Annotated in this window: 11 protein-coding genes; 4 read left to right on the top strand and 7 right to left on the bottom strand. The window is 71.3% G+C overall.

Annotation, left to right across the window (positions count from 1 at the left end):
• Positions 1-11 precede the first annotated feature (11 nt).
• Together ABDW61_RS05030 and queC are read right to left on the bottom strand one after the other, a co-directional pair.
• Positions 12-581: a LemA family protein gene (locus ABDW61_RS05030; RefSeq protein ID WP_343636797.1), complete on the bottom strand. Its 570-nt coding sequence runs from the start codon at positions 579-581 to the stop codon at positions 12-14.
• Positions 578-1,351, bottom strand: a complete 774-nt coding sequence (gene queC, locus ABDW61_RS05025) for a 7-cyano-7-deazaguanine synthase QueC (protein WP_343636795.1) — start codon at positions 1,349-1,351, stop codon at positions 578-580. Before queC ends, ABDW61_RS05030 begins: the two co-directional genes overlap by 4 nt.
• A gap of 77 nt (positions 1,352-1,428) precedes the next feature.
• Between queC and ABDW61_RS05020 the strand changes: the two genes are divergently transcribed.
• Complete coding sequence (locus ABDW61_RS05020; RefSeq protein WP_343636793.1) at positions 1,429-3,045, top strand: DUF4139 domain-containing protein; 1,617 nt, start codon at positions 1,429-1,431, stop codon at positions 3,043-3,045.
• Positions 3,046-3,076: 31 nt separating this feature from the next.
• Here the strand turns inward: ABDW61_RS05020 and ABDW61_RS05015 are convergent, their stop codons facing one another.
• The gene (locus ABDW61_RS05015) at positions 3,077-4,351 is read right to left on the bottom strand and encodes a glutamate-5-semialdehyde dehydrogenase (protein WP_343636791.1); all 1,275 of its coding nucleotides are present in this window, start codon (positions 4,349-4,351) and stop codon (positions 3,077-3,079) included.
• Positions 4,352-4,566: 215 nt separating this feature from the next.
• On the opposite strand from ABDW61_RS05015, the gene ABDW61_RS05010 reads away from it, so the two are divergent.
• Both ABDW61_RS05010 and ABDW61_RS05005 read left to right on the top strand, forming a co-directional pair.
• A complete protein-coding gene (locus tag ABDW61_RS05010) occupies positions 4,567-4,977 on the top strand; it encodes a BlaI/MecI/CopY family transcriptional regulator (protein ID WP_343636789.1) in 411 nt (136 codons plus the stop codon).
• Entirely contained in the window at positions 4,970-7,012 is a 2,043-nt protein-coding gene (locus ABDW61_RS05005; RefSeq protein ID WP_343636788.1) for a M56 family metallopeptidase, read from the top strand. Before ABDW61_RS05010 ends, ABDW61_RS05005 begins: the two co-directional genes overlap by 8 nt.
• Here the strand turns inward: ABDW61_RS05005 and ABDW61_RS05000 are convergent.
• From ABDW61_RS05000 to ABDW61_RS04985, 4 genes are all read right to left on the bottom strand, one after another.
• Entirely contained in the window at positions 6,994-9,840 is a 2,847-nt protein-coding gene (locus ABDW61_RS05000) for a pitrilysin family protein (RefSeq protein ID WP_343636786.1), read from the bottom strand. The genes ABDW61_RS05005 and ABDW61_RS05000 overlap by 19 nt on opposite strands.
• Before the next feature lie 151 nt (positions 9,841-9,991).
• Positions 9,992-10,900, bottom strand: coding sequence for a GNAT family N-acetyltransferase (locus tag ABDW61_RS04995; protein ID WP_343636784.1), 909 nt, complete (start codon positions 10,898-10,900; stop codon positions 9,992-9,994).
• Positions 10,901-10,940: 40 nt separating this feature from the next.
• Positions 10,941-11,921: an AEC family transporter gene (locus ABDW61_RS04990; protein WP_343636782.1), complete on the bottom strand. Its 981-nt coding sequence runs from the start codon at positions 11,919-11,921 to the stop codon at positions 10,941-10,943.
• A gap of 16 nt (positions 11,922-11,937) precedes the next feature.
• Entirely contained in the window at positions 11,938-12,918 is a 981-nt protein-coding gene (locus ABDW61_RS04985; RefSeq protein ID WP_343636780.1) for an aldo/keto reductase, read from the bottom strand.
• Positions 12,919-13,109: 191 nt separating this feature from the next.
• On the opposite strand from ABDW61_RS04985, the gene ABDW61_RS04980 reads away from it, so the two are divergent.
• Positions 13,110-14,891, top strand: coding sequence for an alkaline phosphatase D family protein (locus ABDW61_RS04980; protein WP_343636778.1), 1,782 nt, complete (start codon positions 13,110-13,112; stop codon positions 14,889-14,891).
• The last annotated feature ends 17 nt before the right edge of the window (positions 14,892-14,908 follow it).

Below are 14,908 nucleotides of genomic sequence, written 5' to 3'. Positions count from 1 at the left end.
GCTCGCCCGGCTCAGAGGCTGCGCGCCTCGGTGAAGCCGACGAAGCTCATCAGCACCCGGGTCGGGAACTGGCGGATCGCCAGGTTGTAGGCGTCCACGGCCTGGTTGAAGACCTGGCGCGAGAACGCGCGCTGGCGCTCGATCATCTTGAGCTCGTCGACGGCGCCGCCCAGGTCCGGGTCCGCGCTCAGTTCGGCATGGTGCTCGACCAGCGACACCAGCCGCGTGAGCGCCGCGCCATGCACCGCCGACGCGATCGCCAGCTGCGCCACCGGCTCCGCCGCATGGGGGCGGGCGCGCACCGCCTGCGTGGCGCTCTTGGCCTCCGCCTGCGCCGCGGCCAGCGCGTCCAGGCTGGCCTGCTCGCTGGGCAGGCGCTCGCGCAGGCGCTCCAGCAGCAGTTCGCCATGGGCGAAGCGGCGCGTCAGCGCGTCGTCCAGCTGCGCGAAGGCGCGGGCGATCTCATTGCGCAGCAGCATCACGCGGTTGTACGCGCCGATGCACCAGAACAGCAGGACCGCGCCCAGGCCCCAGAGCCACCAGTTCAGATGCAGCGTGCTCGCGTCGTTCATGCCGTTCATGCCGCCGGAGCCGGCCGTGCCGCGCCCGCGGCCTTGTCGCGCTGGAACTCGTGCCAGCCCTTGGCGCGCAGCTCGCAGGCCGGGCAGTGGCCGCAGCCCCAGCCCCAGCCGTGGCGCGAGCGGCGCTCGCCGAGGTAGCAGGTGTGCGTGTGCTCGACGATCAGGTCGTTGAGCGCCGTGCCGCCCAGCGCCTCGGTCAGCGCCCAGGTCTGCGCCTTGGTCAGGAACATCAGCGGCGTGTCCAGCGTCATCGGCGTGTCCAGCCCCAGCGACAGCGCGACCTGCAGCGCCTTGAGCGTGTTGTCGCGGCAGTCGGGGTAGCCGGAGAAATCGGTCTCGCACATGCCGCCGACCAGCACCGATGCGCCGCGGCGGTAGGCCAGCGTCGCGGCGAAGGTCAGGAACAGCAGGTTGCGTCCCGGCACGAAGGTGTTGGGCAGGCCGTTGGCCTGCAGCTCGATGGCGCGGTCCTGCGTCAGCGCGGTGTCGGAGATCTGGCCCAGCAGGCTCAGGTCGAGCAGATGGTCCTCGCCGAGCTTGGGCGCCCAGTGCGGGTACTGCGCGGCGATCTCGGCGCGCACGGTCTGGCGGCAGTCGAGCTCGATGCGATGGCGCTGGCCGTAGTCGAAGCCCAGGGTCTCGACCTCGGCGAAGCGGTCCAGCGCCCAGGCCAGGCAGGCGGTGGAATCCTGGCCGCCGGAGAACAGCACCAGCGCCTTGCGGCGCGAGGCGTGGACGGCGGGGATCGGAGCGGGGGCGGCGTCGGACATGGCGCGGATCAGGAAAAACGGCAGGCCGGAAGTGTGCCAGCACCGTGCTACCGTCGCCGGCCCAAGGAGGAAAAGCAATGCAACGACTGTTCACGACGCGCGCCGTCGCAAGCGCCGCGCTGGCGGCGCTGGCGGCAGGCCCGCTGGCCCTCGGCGAAGCGCGCGCGGCCGCCGGATCCGCGGGGGCGTCCGCCATTTCACAGGTGCTGCTGTACCCGGGCGGCGCGCAGGTCGACCGCACGTTGCGCGTGCCGGCTGGCGCGGTCCAGGCGCGCTTCGCCTGTCTGCCCGCCAGCCTGGAGCGCGACGCGCTGCAAGTCCAGGCGCCGGCGGGCGTGAATCTCGGCGAGCTCAAGATCGAGCGCGCCCCGCGCGACTCCCTGCCGGAATGCCGCCAGCGCGATCCGCGGGTGCGCGACATCGAGCAGCAGCGCGCCGCCGTGGAAGCGGAGATCGCCGGTGTCGACCTGGCGCTTGGCTACCTGAAGGGGCTCTCGGATCGCGAGGCGCGGCCCGGCGCCGCGCTCGGCGCCAGCCTGGACACGCTGCGCCGCAACGGACAGGAGCTGACCGCGCGGCGTCAGACGCTGAAGGACCGGCTGACCGATCTGGGCAACGACCTGGCGGCGGCGAAGGCCGTGGCGCCGACGGCGTCGGCCCAGGTGTCGGTGGTGACGCTGCGTCTGTCGACGGCCGAGGCGGCCGATGTCGGGCTCTCCTATCGGGTCGCGGGCGCCGGCTGGCAGCCGCAATATCGCGCGCGCCTGGATACCGCGACCGGCGCGCTGGCGATCGAGCGTCTGGCGCAGATCGCGCAGACCAGCGGCGAGGACTGGACCGACGTGAAGCTCAAGCTCTCGACGGTGCGGCCGCGCGACGCCGTCGCGCTCGAGCCGCTGGTGCCCTGGACGCTGGCGGTCCAGCAGGAAATCTTCGAGAAGACGACCCGTTCCCGGATGGCGATCGCACCGGTGGCGATGGCCGCACCGGCGCCGGCTGCGGATCTGCGTTCGGTCGAGGTGACGGGCTCGCGCGTCGCGGAGACGATCCGCTTCGATCCGAGCGTCTTCGAAGGGGAGTTCGGCGCCGAATACGACCTGCCGCAGCGCGTGACGTTGCGCGCCGACGGCGCGATGTCGACGGTCAGCCTGGGCCGCACGGCCGAGCAGGCCCGGGTGCTTGCACGCGTGCAACCGCGGACCGAGGCGGCGGCCTACCTCGTCGCCGAGCTGCCACGCCCGCAGGGCTCGTGGCCTGCGGGGCCGGTGCAGTTGTTCCGCGACAACGCGCTGATCGGCCAGGTGCCGCTGCAGTTCGGCGGCGAGACCACGTGGACGCTGCCCTTCGGTCTCGACGACCGGCTGCGCGTGCGCGTGGAGCCCGACAAGCGCGATGGCGCGAACGCCGGCTTCATCGGCGGGCGCCGCGAGGTCGTGGTGACGCGCCAATGGCAGGTCGAGAACCTGCGCGGCAAGCCGGTCACGCTGCAGGTGCTGGAGCCGGCGCCGGTGTCCGAGCACGAAGACATCCGCGTGCAGACGCAGTTCACGCCGCCGGTGACCAAGGCCGACTGGCGCGACCAGCGCGGGATCCAGATGTGGGAGCTGCCGCTCGCGCCGAACCAGACGCAGCGTTTCCAGGCGATCTACAAGGTCAGCGTGCCCAAGGACGCCAACGTCCCGAACCTGCCCTGAGGCCGCGTGCGGCCGGGCGGGCGGGACCGCGTCAGGTCCTGATCTCGCCCTGGCCCAGCACCACCCACTTCATCGAGGTCAGGCCCTCCAGGCCCACCGGGCCGCGGGCGTGGAACTTGTCGGTGGAGATGCCGATCTCGGCGCCCAGGCCGTACTCGAAGCCGTCGGCGAAGCGCGTGCTGGCATTGACCATCACGCTGGCCGAATCGACCTCGCGCAGGAAGCGCATGGCGTGGACGTGGTTCGTCGTCAGGATCGCGTCGGTGTGATGCGAGCCGTGGCGGTTGATGTGGGCGATGGCCTCGTCCAGCGAGTCCACCACCTTGATGCTGATCACCGGCGCGAGGTACTCGGTGTCCCAGTCCTCGGGCGTGGCCGGCTTGAGCAGCTCCCGCGGGACCGCGTCCAGGTGGGCGAGCGCGCGCTCGCAGCCGCGCATCTCGACGCCCTTGGCCGCGAACACCATGCCGATGCGCGGCAGGAAGTCCGCCGCGCGCGCGGCGTGGACCAGCAGCGATTCGGTGGCGTTGCAGGGGCTGTACTTCTGGGTCTTGGCGTTGTCGACGACGGTCACGGCCAGGTCCAGGTCGACCTCGGCATCGACGTAGCTGTGGCAGTTGCCGTCCAGGTGCTTGATCACCGGCACGCGGGCCTCGCGGCTGATGCGCTCGATCAGGCCCTTGCCGCCGCGCGGGATGATCACGTCGACGAAGGCCGGCATCGTGATGAGCAGGCCGACCGCCGCGCGGTCGGTGGTGTTGACCAGCTGCACGGCGCTGCGCGGCAGGCCGGCTTCCTCGAGGCTGTCGGCCACCAGCGCGGCGAGGGCCAGATTGCTGTGCAGGGCTTCGGAGCCGCCGCGCAGGATGCAGGCGTTGCCGCTCTTGATGGCGAGCGACGCGGCCTCGATGGTCACGTTCGGACGGCTCTCGTAGATCATGCCGAACACACCCAGCGGCACGCGCATCTGGCCGACGCTGATGCCAGTGGGGCGGCGCTTCACGCCGGTGATCTCGCCGATCGGGTCGGGCATCGAGGCGATCTGGTCGCAGCCCTCGGCGACAGTGGCGAGGACCTTGGGGGTCAGGCGCAGGCGGTCGACGAGGGGGGCGTCCAGGCCGGCTTCGGTGGCGGCGGCGAGGTCGCGCTCGTTCGCGGCGGCCAGGGCGGGGCCGGCTTCGCGCAGGCGGCGGGCGAGCGCGAGCAGCGCGCGGTTCTTGGCGGCGGTGGGGGCCGCGGCCATCAGCGTCGCGGCCGCGCGGGCCGCCTCGCCGACGCCGGTCATGTAGGCGGTGAGGTCGGTCATGGACGGGGATTCTGACGGATGCTCCGCGATCGCTGCCGCGCCGGGGCCATCGCAAGCGGCAAGGAGAGCCTTCGCGGTGCATGGCATGCCTCCGGTAGCGGCATGGCGAGGGAGTGGGCTGTCTTCGGGTTTGTCCCAGGATCACGGCGCTTGCAGCGGTCCGATTGGATCTTCTACAGTCGTAGTACGACACATGTAGAAACGCAGGAACGGTGATGGACGAGATCAATGACGGCGACGCCAAAGGCGACGTCTCGCTCAGCGAGCTGCAGTTGGCGCTGATGCGCGTGCTGTGGACCCGTGGCCGCGCCAGCACGGCCGAGGTGGCCGAGGCGATGCGCGAGCAGCAGCGCCCGCTCGCCCACACCACGGTGGCGACACTGCTCTCCCGCCTCGAAAAGCGCGGCCTGCTCGCCAGCGAGCGCGATGGCCGGGCGCTGGTCTACCGCGCCGCTGTCAGCGAGCCCGAGGTGCAGCGCTCCATGGTGTCGGGTCTGCTGAGCACGCTGTTCGGTGGCCGTCCCGAGGCGCTGCTCAGCCATCTGGTGGAAGAGGGCGAGCTCGGCGACGACGACCTGGCTCGCATGCGGGCCATGCTCAAGCGCAAGGGAGGCCGTCATGACTGAATGGCTCGCCGGCTGGCTGCTGAACTACCTGGTGCACAGCACGGTGCTGCTGGGCGGCGTCTGGGCGATCGAGCGCGCCGGCTGGCTGAAGCATCCGGCGTGGCGGGAGGCGTTCTGGCGCTGGGCCTTCTTCGGCGCGGTGCTGACCGCGAGCCTGCAGCCGCTGCTGCACGGGACACGCGTCACCCTGCCAAGCGAAGTCGCGGCTCCTTCCGCCCCATCGGCCGCGCTCGCGACCGCGGCGGCGCAGCCGGCCCTGCCTGCCGAACCGACGACCCTCCCGGCCGCCCATCCGGCGCCCGTCGTCGACGAATCGATGACGCGCCGCCGCCAACTGCTGCATGACGCGTTCGCCGCGCTGCTGCTGTCGTGGCCGCTGATTGCGGCGCTCGGCATGGCGCTGACGATGCTGCGCTGGCTGTCATTGCGGCGCGAGGTGCGCGCGCTCCCGCCGTGCGACGACGATGAGCTCCGGCAAGCCGCCGCCGAACTCGCCCGCAGCGCCGGCGTCGCGATGCCGGCGCTGCGCCTCAGCCCGGTCTGGCCGAGCCCGCTGGTCGCGCCTGGCGGCCAGATCTGCCTGCCCGCCTCCTTGATGCGCACGCTCGACGGCCAGCAGCGCGTGGCCGTGCTGGCGCACGAGATCGCCCATCTGCGACGCCGCGACCCCGGCTGGCGCCTGGCCGCGCGGCTCGTGTCGCAACTCGGCTGGCTGCAGCCGCTGAACCGGCTCGCCACGCGCCGGCTGGACCTGCTGGCCGAACTGTCCTGCGATGCCTGGGCCGCCGCCGAGGCCGGCGCGATGCCGCTGGCCGAAAGCCTCTACGTCTGCGCCCGCGACGGCGCCGCGACAGGCCGCGCGAAGCGCGGACGCCGCGCCATGCCGGTGCTCGCGAGCGCGATGGCCGCCGCCCGGTCCCCGTTGATGGCGCGGATGCACGCGCTGCTGGAGGAATTCCCGATGTCCGACTCCACCCCTTCGCGCCGCCGCCTCGGCCGGCTGGCGCTGGCCGCCGGCCTGTGCGCGCTGGCACTGTCGGTGCCGATGCTGGTCATCGGCAAGGTCCCGCGCCTCAAGATCGACGTCGGCGCCGTGCTCGGCGACCACAAGGTCACGCGCTATGTGCATGACGACAACGGCCACGAGCAGCGCGCCAGCTACGACGGCGACCTCGTGTTCAACGACGACGAGACCGACGTCGTGTCGCTGGACCGCAAGCTGGAGATCTCCGAAACCGAGCGCGGTGTGACGCGCCGCGCCGAGATCGTCAACGACGGCCGCGGCGGCACCACGCGCCGCTTCTGGATCGATGACAAGGAACAGCCGCTCGATGCCGACGCCCGGCAGTGGCTCTCCGGCCAGATCGGCCTCGTGGCCGAGCTGACGCAGGGCAGCGAGCCGCGCGCGCGCCGCCTGCTGCAGCGGGGCGGTACCGCGGCGGTGCTGGCCGACATCGAGAAGTCTCGCGACACCTTCGTGCGCCGCAGCCGCATCGAGGCGCTGCTCGCCGTGGGCCGGCAGGACGACGCGACGCTCTCGCGGCTGATCGCGCAGAGCGCGACGCTGGACGGCGATTTCGACCGCCGCAGCGCGCTCGATGCGGTGGTGGCGCACCGGACGCTGAGCCCGGCCTTGCAGCGCGAGGTGCTCCAGGCGACCGAACGGATGCAGGGCGCCTTCGAGCGTCGCCAAGTGCTTGAAGGCCTCGCGCCACAGCTCAGCCGCGATGCGGCGGTGATGGCCGAGTGGCAGCAGGCCGTGCGCGGCATCGATGGCGACTTCGAGAAGCGCTCGGCGATCGTCACGCTGGTCGAGGCGCAGAAGCGCGTGGACCGCGCGCTGGCGCTCAGCGTGCTGGGCGCGGTGGAGGCCATCCGCGGCGACTTCGAACGGGCCCAGGTGCTGATCGCGCTGGCCGAGCGCATGCCCGCCGATGCCGAACTCATCGCCCGCTACCGGCAGGCCGCGCGTGGCCTGTCGACGCACGAGCGCGGCCGCGTGGAAGAGGCGCTCGATCACCTGACGCCGGCCTGAGCGCCCTGCGGATCGCGGATCTCCAGCGGCTTGCGGCCGACGGCCTCGAGCTGCGGCAGCACCTTGTCCTTGTCGCCGACCGCCACGACGATCATCGCGGCGGGATCGACGTAGGTCCGCGTCGCCTTGTACGCGCTGGCGGCCGTCACCGCGCCGTACTTGCGCGGCAGCGAGGTGATGCTGTCCGCCGGCATGCCCACGGCCCACTCGCTCGCATAGCTCGACGCCACCACCCGGTTGGTGTCGAACAGCCCCGGCAGCGCCAGCAGCTGCGCGTTGCGCACCCGGTTCAGTTCGGCCGCGCCCATCGGCTTGGCGCGCATGCCGTCGATCTCCTTGAACATGTCGACCAGCGCCGGGCCCGTCACGTCGGTGCGCACGCTGCCGCGGATGCCGAACAGCCCGCTGTCGCGGTTCATCGTGTAGCCCGAGTAGATGCCGTAGGTGTAGCCCTTGACCTCGCGCAGTTGCGTGTTGATGCGCGACGTGAACAGCCCGCCCATCGCCGCGTTCATCACCTTGATGTCCTCGGCGTCCGGCGTGCCGGCCTTGGGCCCGGGGGCCACGACGCTCAACGCGGTCTGTGGCGCGTTCGGCTTGTCCACCAGCACCACGCGCGCCGTCACCGGCTTGGGCGGCGTCGCGTCGACCGCGGGCGCGGCCGTCTTCGGGCGCTCCCAGCCGCCGAACAGACGTTCGGCCAGCGATTTCAGCTCCTCGGCCGAGATGTCGCCCGCGACCACCAGCGCGGCCTCATCCGGCCGGTAGCGGGTGGACCAGAACTGGCGCAGCGCCGCGGCGTCGGTGGCCTTGACCGAGGCCTCGTCGCCGATCGAGGCCTGGGCCAGCGGGTGGCCCTCGCCATAGATCACGCGGTTGGACACGATCGCCGCCACGGCCGGCGGCTGCTCGCGCTGCTGCTGCAGCGCGGCCAGGCGCTGGTTCTGCATGCGCGCGATCTCGGTCGCGTCGAAGGCCGGATGCAGCGCCACGTCCGCCATCAGCGCCAGCGTCTGCGCGAAGTTGCGCTTGAGGCTGCTGGCCTCGATGCGAGCCTCGTCGCGCCCGGCGCCGCTGCTGATGGTGGCGCCCAGCGCGGCGGCCTCGTCGGCGATCTGCTGGGCGGTGCGCGTCTGCGTGCCCTGTTGCAGCATGCCGGCGGTGAAGCTCGACAGGCCCGGCTGCTGCGGCGGGTTGGCGGTCTGGCCGGCGCGCACGACCAGCGTCGCGCTCACCAGCGGCAGGCCCGGGTTGGGGATATGGATCAGCGTCAGCCCGTTGGCCAGCACGGTGCGATGGCCGTCGGGCAGCGACAGGGGCTTGGCCTTGCCCGCCTTGGGCTGCGTCTTGCGCCACGCGACATCGGCGTTCATCGACTCGCGCTCACCCTTGGCGGCCTTCTGCGGCATGGGCGGGGTCGGCACCTCGGGCGCCAGCTTCTGCTCGCCCGGCGTGGCCTGCACCACGACGCGCGCGTCCTTCTTCAGATACGTGGCGACGACATCGCGGACCTGGTCCGGCGTGACCGCCTGATACCGCGCCAGATCCTTGCCGATGAAGTTCGGATCGCCGGCCTGCTGGTTGTAGTAGTTGATCTGGTCGGCCAGCGCCTGGACCTTCTCCAGACGGGCCAGCGTGCCGGTCTCGATGGAGGCGCGCGCGCGCGCCATCTCGTCCGGGGTGGGCGGATTCACGGCCAGCTCGGCGACGGCGTCGTCGACGATCTTCTGGATCTCGTCCAGCGACTTGCCCGGCCGTGCGACCACCTCGACCGAGAACACCGAGCCCAGCGACAGCGAGTACTGCGACACCGCCACGGACTGCGCCAGCTGCTTGTCGTAGACCAGCGTCTTGTACAGGCGGCTGGACTTGCCGCCGCCCAGCACGTGCGAGGCGATGTCCAGTTCGGCATCGCCGGGCTTGAACACGGCCGGCGTGTGCCAGGCGATGTCCAGGCGCGAGAGCTCGATGCGGTCGGTGACGGCGACCCGTTTCTCCTCGGTCAGCCGGGGCTGTGGCACGTTGACCGGCGGCACCGGATCGCCGGCCTTCAGCGCGCCGAAGTACTTTTCGACCAACTGCCTGGCCTGCGCCGGATCGAAGTCGCCGGCCAGCACCAGCGTCGCGTTGTTGGGCCGGTAGTAGCTGCGCGCGAAGGCCTTCACGTCGTTGAGCTTGATGGACTGGATGTCGGCATGCGAGCCGATCACCGTCGCGCGATACGGGTGGCCTTCAGGGAACAGCGCCTGGTAGAGCGCTTCCTCGACGATGCCGTAGGGGCGGTTCTCGACCGACTGGCGGCGCTCGTTGCGGACCACGTCCTGCTGGTTGGCCAGTGACACCGAATCGACCTCGTCGATCATGTAGCCCAGCATGTCCGACTTCAGCCACAGGCCCAGTTCGAGCTGGTTGGACGGCAGCGTGAAGAAGTAGTTGGTGCGGTCGAAGTCGGTGGAGCCGTTGGAATCGGTGCCGCCGGCGGCGTCGATGATCTTGTCGGCCTGGCCGCGCGGGATGTGGCGGGTGCCGGCGAACATCAGGTGCTCGAACAGGTGGGCGAAGCCGGTCTGGCCGGGCGCCTCGTTGCGCGGGCCGGCATGCACCCACAGGTTGAAGGCCACCAGCGGCAGGCGGTGGTCCTCGACCAGGATCACCTCGAAGCCGTTGGCCAGCTTGATCTTCTCCAGCTTGACGCTGAGCGTGCCGCCCGCGGCGGAGACGGCGCTGGCGCCAGCGCCGGCTGCCGCCGCAGGGGCAGCGTGGGCGCCGCCAAGGGCGGTCAGGACGGCCAGGGTGATGGCGGCGGACGCCGCGGGCATGAATCGCATGGTGGGACGCTTCCCTTCTAGGTTGGAGCGGGGCACGCTATCCAAAGCGGGCGGCCCTCACAAGTGCCGGAACTCCGGAAGATCAAGATCTGGCGATCTCGAACCGCTTGCGCGGTCGAGGCTGCGTCAAGACCGCATCAAGACGGCGCGATCACAGCGGACGGCGCATCAACTGCTGATGGAGCGGCTGCGCCGTGGCTCCGAGCGCGCGCAGCGCGCTGCCGCCGAGGTCCTCGCGCTGCAGCTGCGGCACGCGCAGACGGCGCTCCGGATAGACCGCCGCCAGGGCCTGGATCAGCGCGCGGGCGCCGGTCTCGCGCGGCGCGACCAGGCTGTGGATCATCACGGTCTCGTCGGGCAGGCTGAAAACGACCTGTGCCTGGGTGGCGGCGGCGTCCCCGTCGCCCACCCGCCAGGCGTGGTAATCGACGCCGTGGCGCAGCGTGGCGGAGGTGACCTGGAGCGGCAGGTCCGGCAAGCGCTTCTCGGCCTCATCGAGCCATGCCAGCGCGGACGCCATGTCGATCGCGCGTGGCGTCTGGCCGGCCGCGTCCTGCACGGGTGAGGCGAGCGAGGCGGGTGCGATCGTGCCGGGCTCGGCGAGGAAGCCGAAGAGCTCGTGGAGTTTCTCGAAGCCCCGTCCTTCGTAGAGCTTGCGGGCGCGATCGTTCTGCGCGAAGACCTCCAGTTCGACGGCCTCGAGTCCGGCGGCGGCGGCGCGGGCGATGACGTCGTCGAGCAGCGCGGGCGCCGCGCCGGTGCCGCGCGCGGCGGGCAGGGCGCCCATCGTCGCGAGCCGCCAGCGCCGCGCGGCCGGCCGCGGTGCGACGAACGCGAAGGCCAGTGGCGCGCCGTCAGCGGCCAGCGCCACGCGCGACAGCGACAGATCGACGCCCTGGCGCGCAAGGAACATCGGCCACTGCTCGAAAGGAATCTGGAAAGGGCCGATCAGGTAATCCGCGAACGCGCGCGTGAAGGCGGCGTGGAGGGCCTCCGCGGCGACCGCGCCGCCTGGCGCGAAGGAAAGCGGGGAAGCCGAGGAGGAAACCGAATCCGTCATGTCGTCCTGGCGGGCGGGGTTGGGGGCAGGAGGGAACGGCTCAGTCTAGCCAAGCCGGAATCGCCAGCCAGATCGGCGCGGTGGCGGCGAACAGCATCGTGCCCAGCACGATGGCGCCGGAGGCCTCGGCCTCCAGCGTGCGGTAGCGCTGCGCGAACATCATCGCGTTGGACCCGGGCGGCAGCGCCGCCATCATGACGATCACCGCCAGCGGCATGCCTGACAGCCCGAAGCCCCAGTGCGCGATCCCCAGCACCAGCGCCGGCAGCACCAGCAGCTTCAGCGCCGCCAGCCCGAGCAACGAGCGCATCGCGCCGCGCGGCAGGCCGTAGTACGACAGCGACATCCCGATCAGCACCAGGCACAGCGGCACCACCGCGCTGCCCAGCATCTGCAGCACCTCGTCCAGCACCGGCGGCAGCGGAATGCCCGTCAGGTGCCAGCCGAAACCGCACAGCACCGGCAGCACCACCGGATGGATCACCGTGTTGCGCAGCGTCGTCAGGATGGTGCGCTTCAGGCTGGCGCCGCTCGCGCCACTGGCGGTATGGCGCGCCAGGTCCATCTCGACCAGGATGGTGGCGATGGTCAGCAGCGTCAGCGCGTGCAGACTCACCACCGTGATGTGCACCGCCAGGCCGCTCTCGCCGAACACGCCGGCCACCAGCGGCACGCCCACCTGCAGCGTGTTGCCGAAGCTGGCCGTGATCGAGCGCACCGCCGGCGCGGCCGGGCTCTCCGGATGGCGCTTGCGCTCGTAGAGGTAGACCGACACCAGCATCAGCAGCACCGGCGCGAAGAAAGCCGCCACGGTCAGCCAGGGCAGCGCGGCGAAATCCACCCGCGCCGTCGTGCGGAACATCAGCGCCGGGACGAAGAGGTAGAAGGCGATGTTCGAGAGGATGCGGGCGGGATCGTTCTCCCCGCCCGCCGGTCCCAGCCAGCGCATGTGACCGACGAACCAGCCCATTCCCGCGGCGATGAAGATCGCCAGCAGCTTGTAGAACAGGACGGCGTTCACGCGCGGGCCGGTCCGCTCACTTGGCCAGCGGCAGCGTGATCGCGTCCACGCGCGCCAGCAGCTCCGGCGTCAGCTTCGGCGTCACGGCCAGCGCGCCCAGGTTGTCCTGCAGCTGCGACAGCCGGCTCGCGCCCAGGATCACCGTCGACACGCGCGGGTTGCGGTTGATCCACGCGATCGCCAGCTGCGCCAGCGAGCAGCCCAGCTCCCGGGCGATCGTCTCGAGCTCGCCCACCGCTGCGTTGCGCTGCGGGTCCTGCAGCTGCTCGCGGATCCAGGCCATGCTCTCCAGCGACGCGCGGCTCCCCTCCGGGATGCCGTTGCGGTACTTGCCGGTCAGCAGGCCCGAGGCCAGCGGGCTCCAGGTCGTCAGGCCCAGGCCGATGTCCTCGTACAGCCGGGCGTACTCCTTCTCCACGCGCTGCCGGTGGAACAGGTGGTACTGCGGCTGCTCCATCACCGGCTTGTGCAGGTGATGGCGCTCGGCGATCTCCCAGGCGGCGCGGATCTCGTCGGCGCTCCACTCGCTCGTGCCCCAGTACAGCGCCTTGCCCTGCGTGATCATGTCGCTCATCGCGCGCACCGTTTCCTCGATCGGCGTGTGCGGATCCGGGCGATGGCAGTAGACGAGGTCGATCTCATCCAGGCCGAAGCGCTTGAGCGAGCCGTCGATGGCCTGCATCAGGTACTTGCGGTTGAGCGTGTCCTTGTAGTTGACGGTGGTGCCCGACTTGTCGAGGCCCCAGTAGAACTTGGTCGAGACGACATAGGTGTGGCGGCCCCAACCCAGCTGGCGCAGCACCTGACCCATGATCTCCTCGCTCTTGCCGAGCGCGTAGGCCTCGGCGTTGTCGAAGAAGTTGATGCCGGCGTCGCGGGCGGCGGCCATCAGCTCGACAGCCGAACCGGTATCGACCTGGTTGTGATACGTGACCCACGAGCCCAGGGAGAGTTCGGACACCTTCAGGCCGCTGCGGCCGAGTCGACGGTATTGCATGCGCTTCTCCTTTTCGAGGGGCGCAAGGGTAGCGGAGCGACGGCCGGCTGTCAGTCGGCACGGCGAATGCCCCGTCCCGCCAGTGGACGCGCGGGCGAATGGCGAAGACGCGCGCGCCGCCGTGAACGCCCAGCGCCCAGGGCAGCACTGCACGCGATTCCCTGAACCAGCCGGCTCACCGCCCGCCCGACATGAACAAGACGCCTTGGCATCCCCTGATCCGCAACGACGAGCGGGAGGCGCCGGCCGAGCCGATCGACCACGCCCGGCGCCATCTGGTGCGCGGGGCGCTGGCCGCCGGCGCGCTGGCCGGCCTGCCGCTGGCGGGATGCAGCGGTGGCGGCGAGGGCGAGGCCGCGGCGGGCGCCGTCGTCTTCAGCCATGGCGTCGCCAGCGGCGATCCGCTGAGCGACCGCGTGATCCTCTGGACCCGCGCGCTGGCGCAGGACGCCGCGGATCTGCGCGATGTGCCGCTGAGCTGGGAGGTGGCCAGCGACCCGGGATTCACGGCGCTGGTCGCCAGCGGCGGCGCCACCGCGCGGGCCGCGGCGGACTTCTGCGTCAAGGTCGATGCCATTGGGCTGAAGCCGGGCACGCGCTATTGGTATCGCTTCAAGGCGGGCGGGGCGACGTCCGAGGCCGGCCGCACGAAGACGCTCCCGGCCGGCGACGTGTCGCGGGTGAAGCTGGCGGTCTTTTCCTGCTCCAACTATCCGGCGGGCTACTTCAACGTCTACGCGGAGGCCGCCAAGCGCGTCGACGCCAAGGGCTACGACGCCGCCCTGCACTTGGGCGACTACATCTACGAGTACGGCCCCGATGGGTACGCGAGCAGCGAGGCGCAGTCGCTGGGCCGGGTGGTGGAGCCGGCACGCGAGACCGTCGCGCTGGAGGACTACCGCCGCCGCTATGCGCAGTACCGCTCGGACGCGGATCTGCAGGCGCTGCATGCGGCGCTGCCGATGATCGCCGTGTGGGACGACCACGAGTTCGCCAACGACGCCTGGAAAGACGGCGCCCAGAACCACCAGCCCGCTGCCGAGGGCGAGTTCGCCGCGCGCAAGGCGGCCGCGGCGCAGGCCTGGCGCGAGTGGCTGCCCGTGCGGGACGGCGCCGATCCGCTGACGATCCATCGCGGCTTCGATTTCGGCACGCTGTTGTCGCTGCACATGCTGGACACGCGCATGGCCGGGCGGGATCGCCAGCTGGACTATTCGGACTACCTCTCCGCCTCCGGGCAAGTCGACCGCGCGCGCTTCGAGACCGACATGGCGCGCCCTGATCGCTCGCTGCTCGGCGCGGCGCAGCAGCAATGGCTGCAAGGACGGATGCAGGCTTCGGCGGCGACCTGGCAGGTGCTGGGGCAGCAGGTGCTGATGGGCCGCATGTTGATTCCCGCGCCGATCCTGCTGAACGTGCGCGTGCCTGGCAGCGGCGTGACCGTGTCGCAGTTCGCCGCGATCGCCGCGAAGGCGCAGCGCGACCCGAACAGCCTCACGCCGCAGGAGCAGGCGGTGCTGGGCGCACCACGCATTCCGTACAACCTCGACGCCTGGGACGGCTACCCGGTCGCGCGTGAACAGGTGTTCGGCATGACGCGCCAGCTCGACCGGAATCTGGTCGTGCTCGCGGGCGACACGCACAACGCCTGGGCGAACAACCTGCGCGATGCGTCGGACATGCCGGTGGGTGTCGAGTTCGCCGTCGCCTCGGTGAGCTCGCCCGGCATCGAGCGCGTGCTCACCGGCGAGGATCCGCGGCAGTTGGCCGCCTCGCTGACGCAGTTGATCGAGCCGCTCGCCTTCGCCGACACCTCGCGGCGCGGCTACATGGTCGTCACCGCGACGCCGGCCGAGTGCCGCTGCGACTGGGTCTTCGTCAGCACGGTGCTGAGCCGCGAGTACGAAGTGGTGCCGGGGCCGTCGTGGCGCACGCTGCCCGGAGCCGGCCAGCGGCGGTTGATGCCGGCCTGAGCGCAGGGGCGCATGCC

The organism is Roseateles sp. (genome assembly GCF_039595595.1).
Taxonomy (GTDB): domain Bacteria; phylum Pseudomonadota; class Gammaproteobacteria; order Burkholderiales; family Burkholderiaceae_C; genus Roseateles.
This window is presented reverse-complemented; position numbering and strand designations above follow the sequence as displayed.

Coding starts and splice junctions, on each gene's coding strand:
- ABDW61_RS05030 (WP_343636797.1), bottom strand. CDS start 581: ATGAACGGCATGAACGACGCGAGCACGCTGCATCTGAACTGGTGGCTC.
- queC (WP_343636795.1), bottom strand. CDS start 1,351: ATGTCCGACGCCGCCCCCGCTCCGATCCCCGCCGTCCACGCCTCGCGC.
- ABDW61_RS05020 (WP_343636793.1), top strand. CDS start 1,429: ATGCAACGACTGTTCACGACGCGCGCCGTCGCAAGCGCCGCGCTGGCG.
- ABDW61_RS05015 (WP_343636791.1), bottom strand. CDS start 4,351: ATGACCGACCTCACCGCCTACATGACCGGCGTCGGCGAGGCGGCCCGC.
- ABDW61_RS05010 (WP_343636789.1), top strand. CDS start 4,567: ATGGACGAGATCAATGACGGCGACGCCAAAGGCGACGTCTCGCTCAGC.
- ABDW61_RS05005 (WP_343636788.1), top strand. CDS start 4,970: ATGACTGAATGGCTCGCCGGCTGGCTGCTGAACTACCTGGTGCACAGC.
- ABDW61_RS05000 (WP_343636786.1), bottom strand. CDS start 9,840: ATGCGATTCATGCCCGCGGCGTCCGCCGCCATCACCCTGGCCGTCCTG.
- ABDW61_RS04995 (WP_343636784.1), bottom strand. CDS start 10,900: ATGACGGATTCGGTTTCCTCCTCGGCTTCCCCGCTTTCCTTCGCGCCA.
- ABDW61_RS04985 (WP_343636780.1), bottom strand. CDS start 12,918: ATGCAATACCGTCGACTCGGCCGCAGCGGCCTGAAGGTGTCCGAACTC.
- ABDW61_RS04980 (WP_343636778.1), top strand. CDS start 13,110: ATGAACAAGACGCCTTGGCATCCCCTGATCCGCAACGACGAGCGGGAG.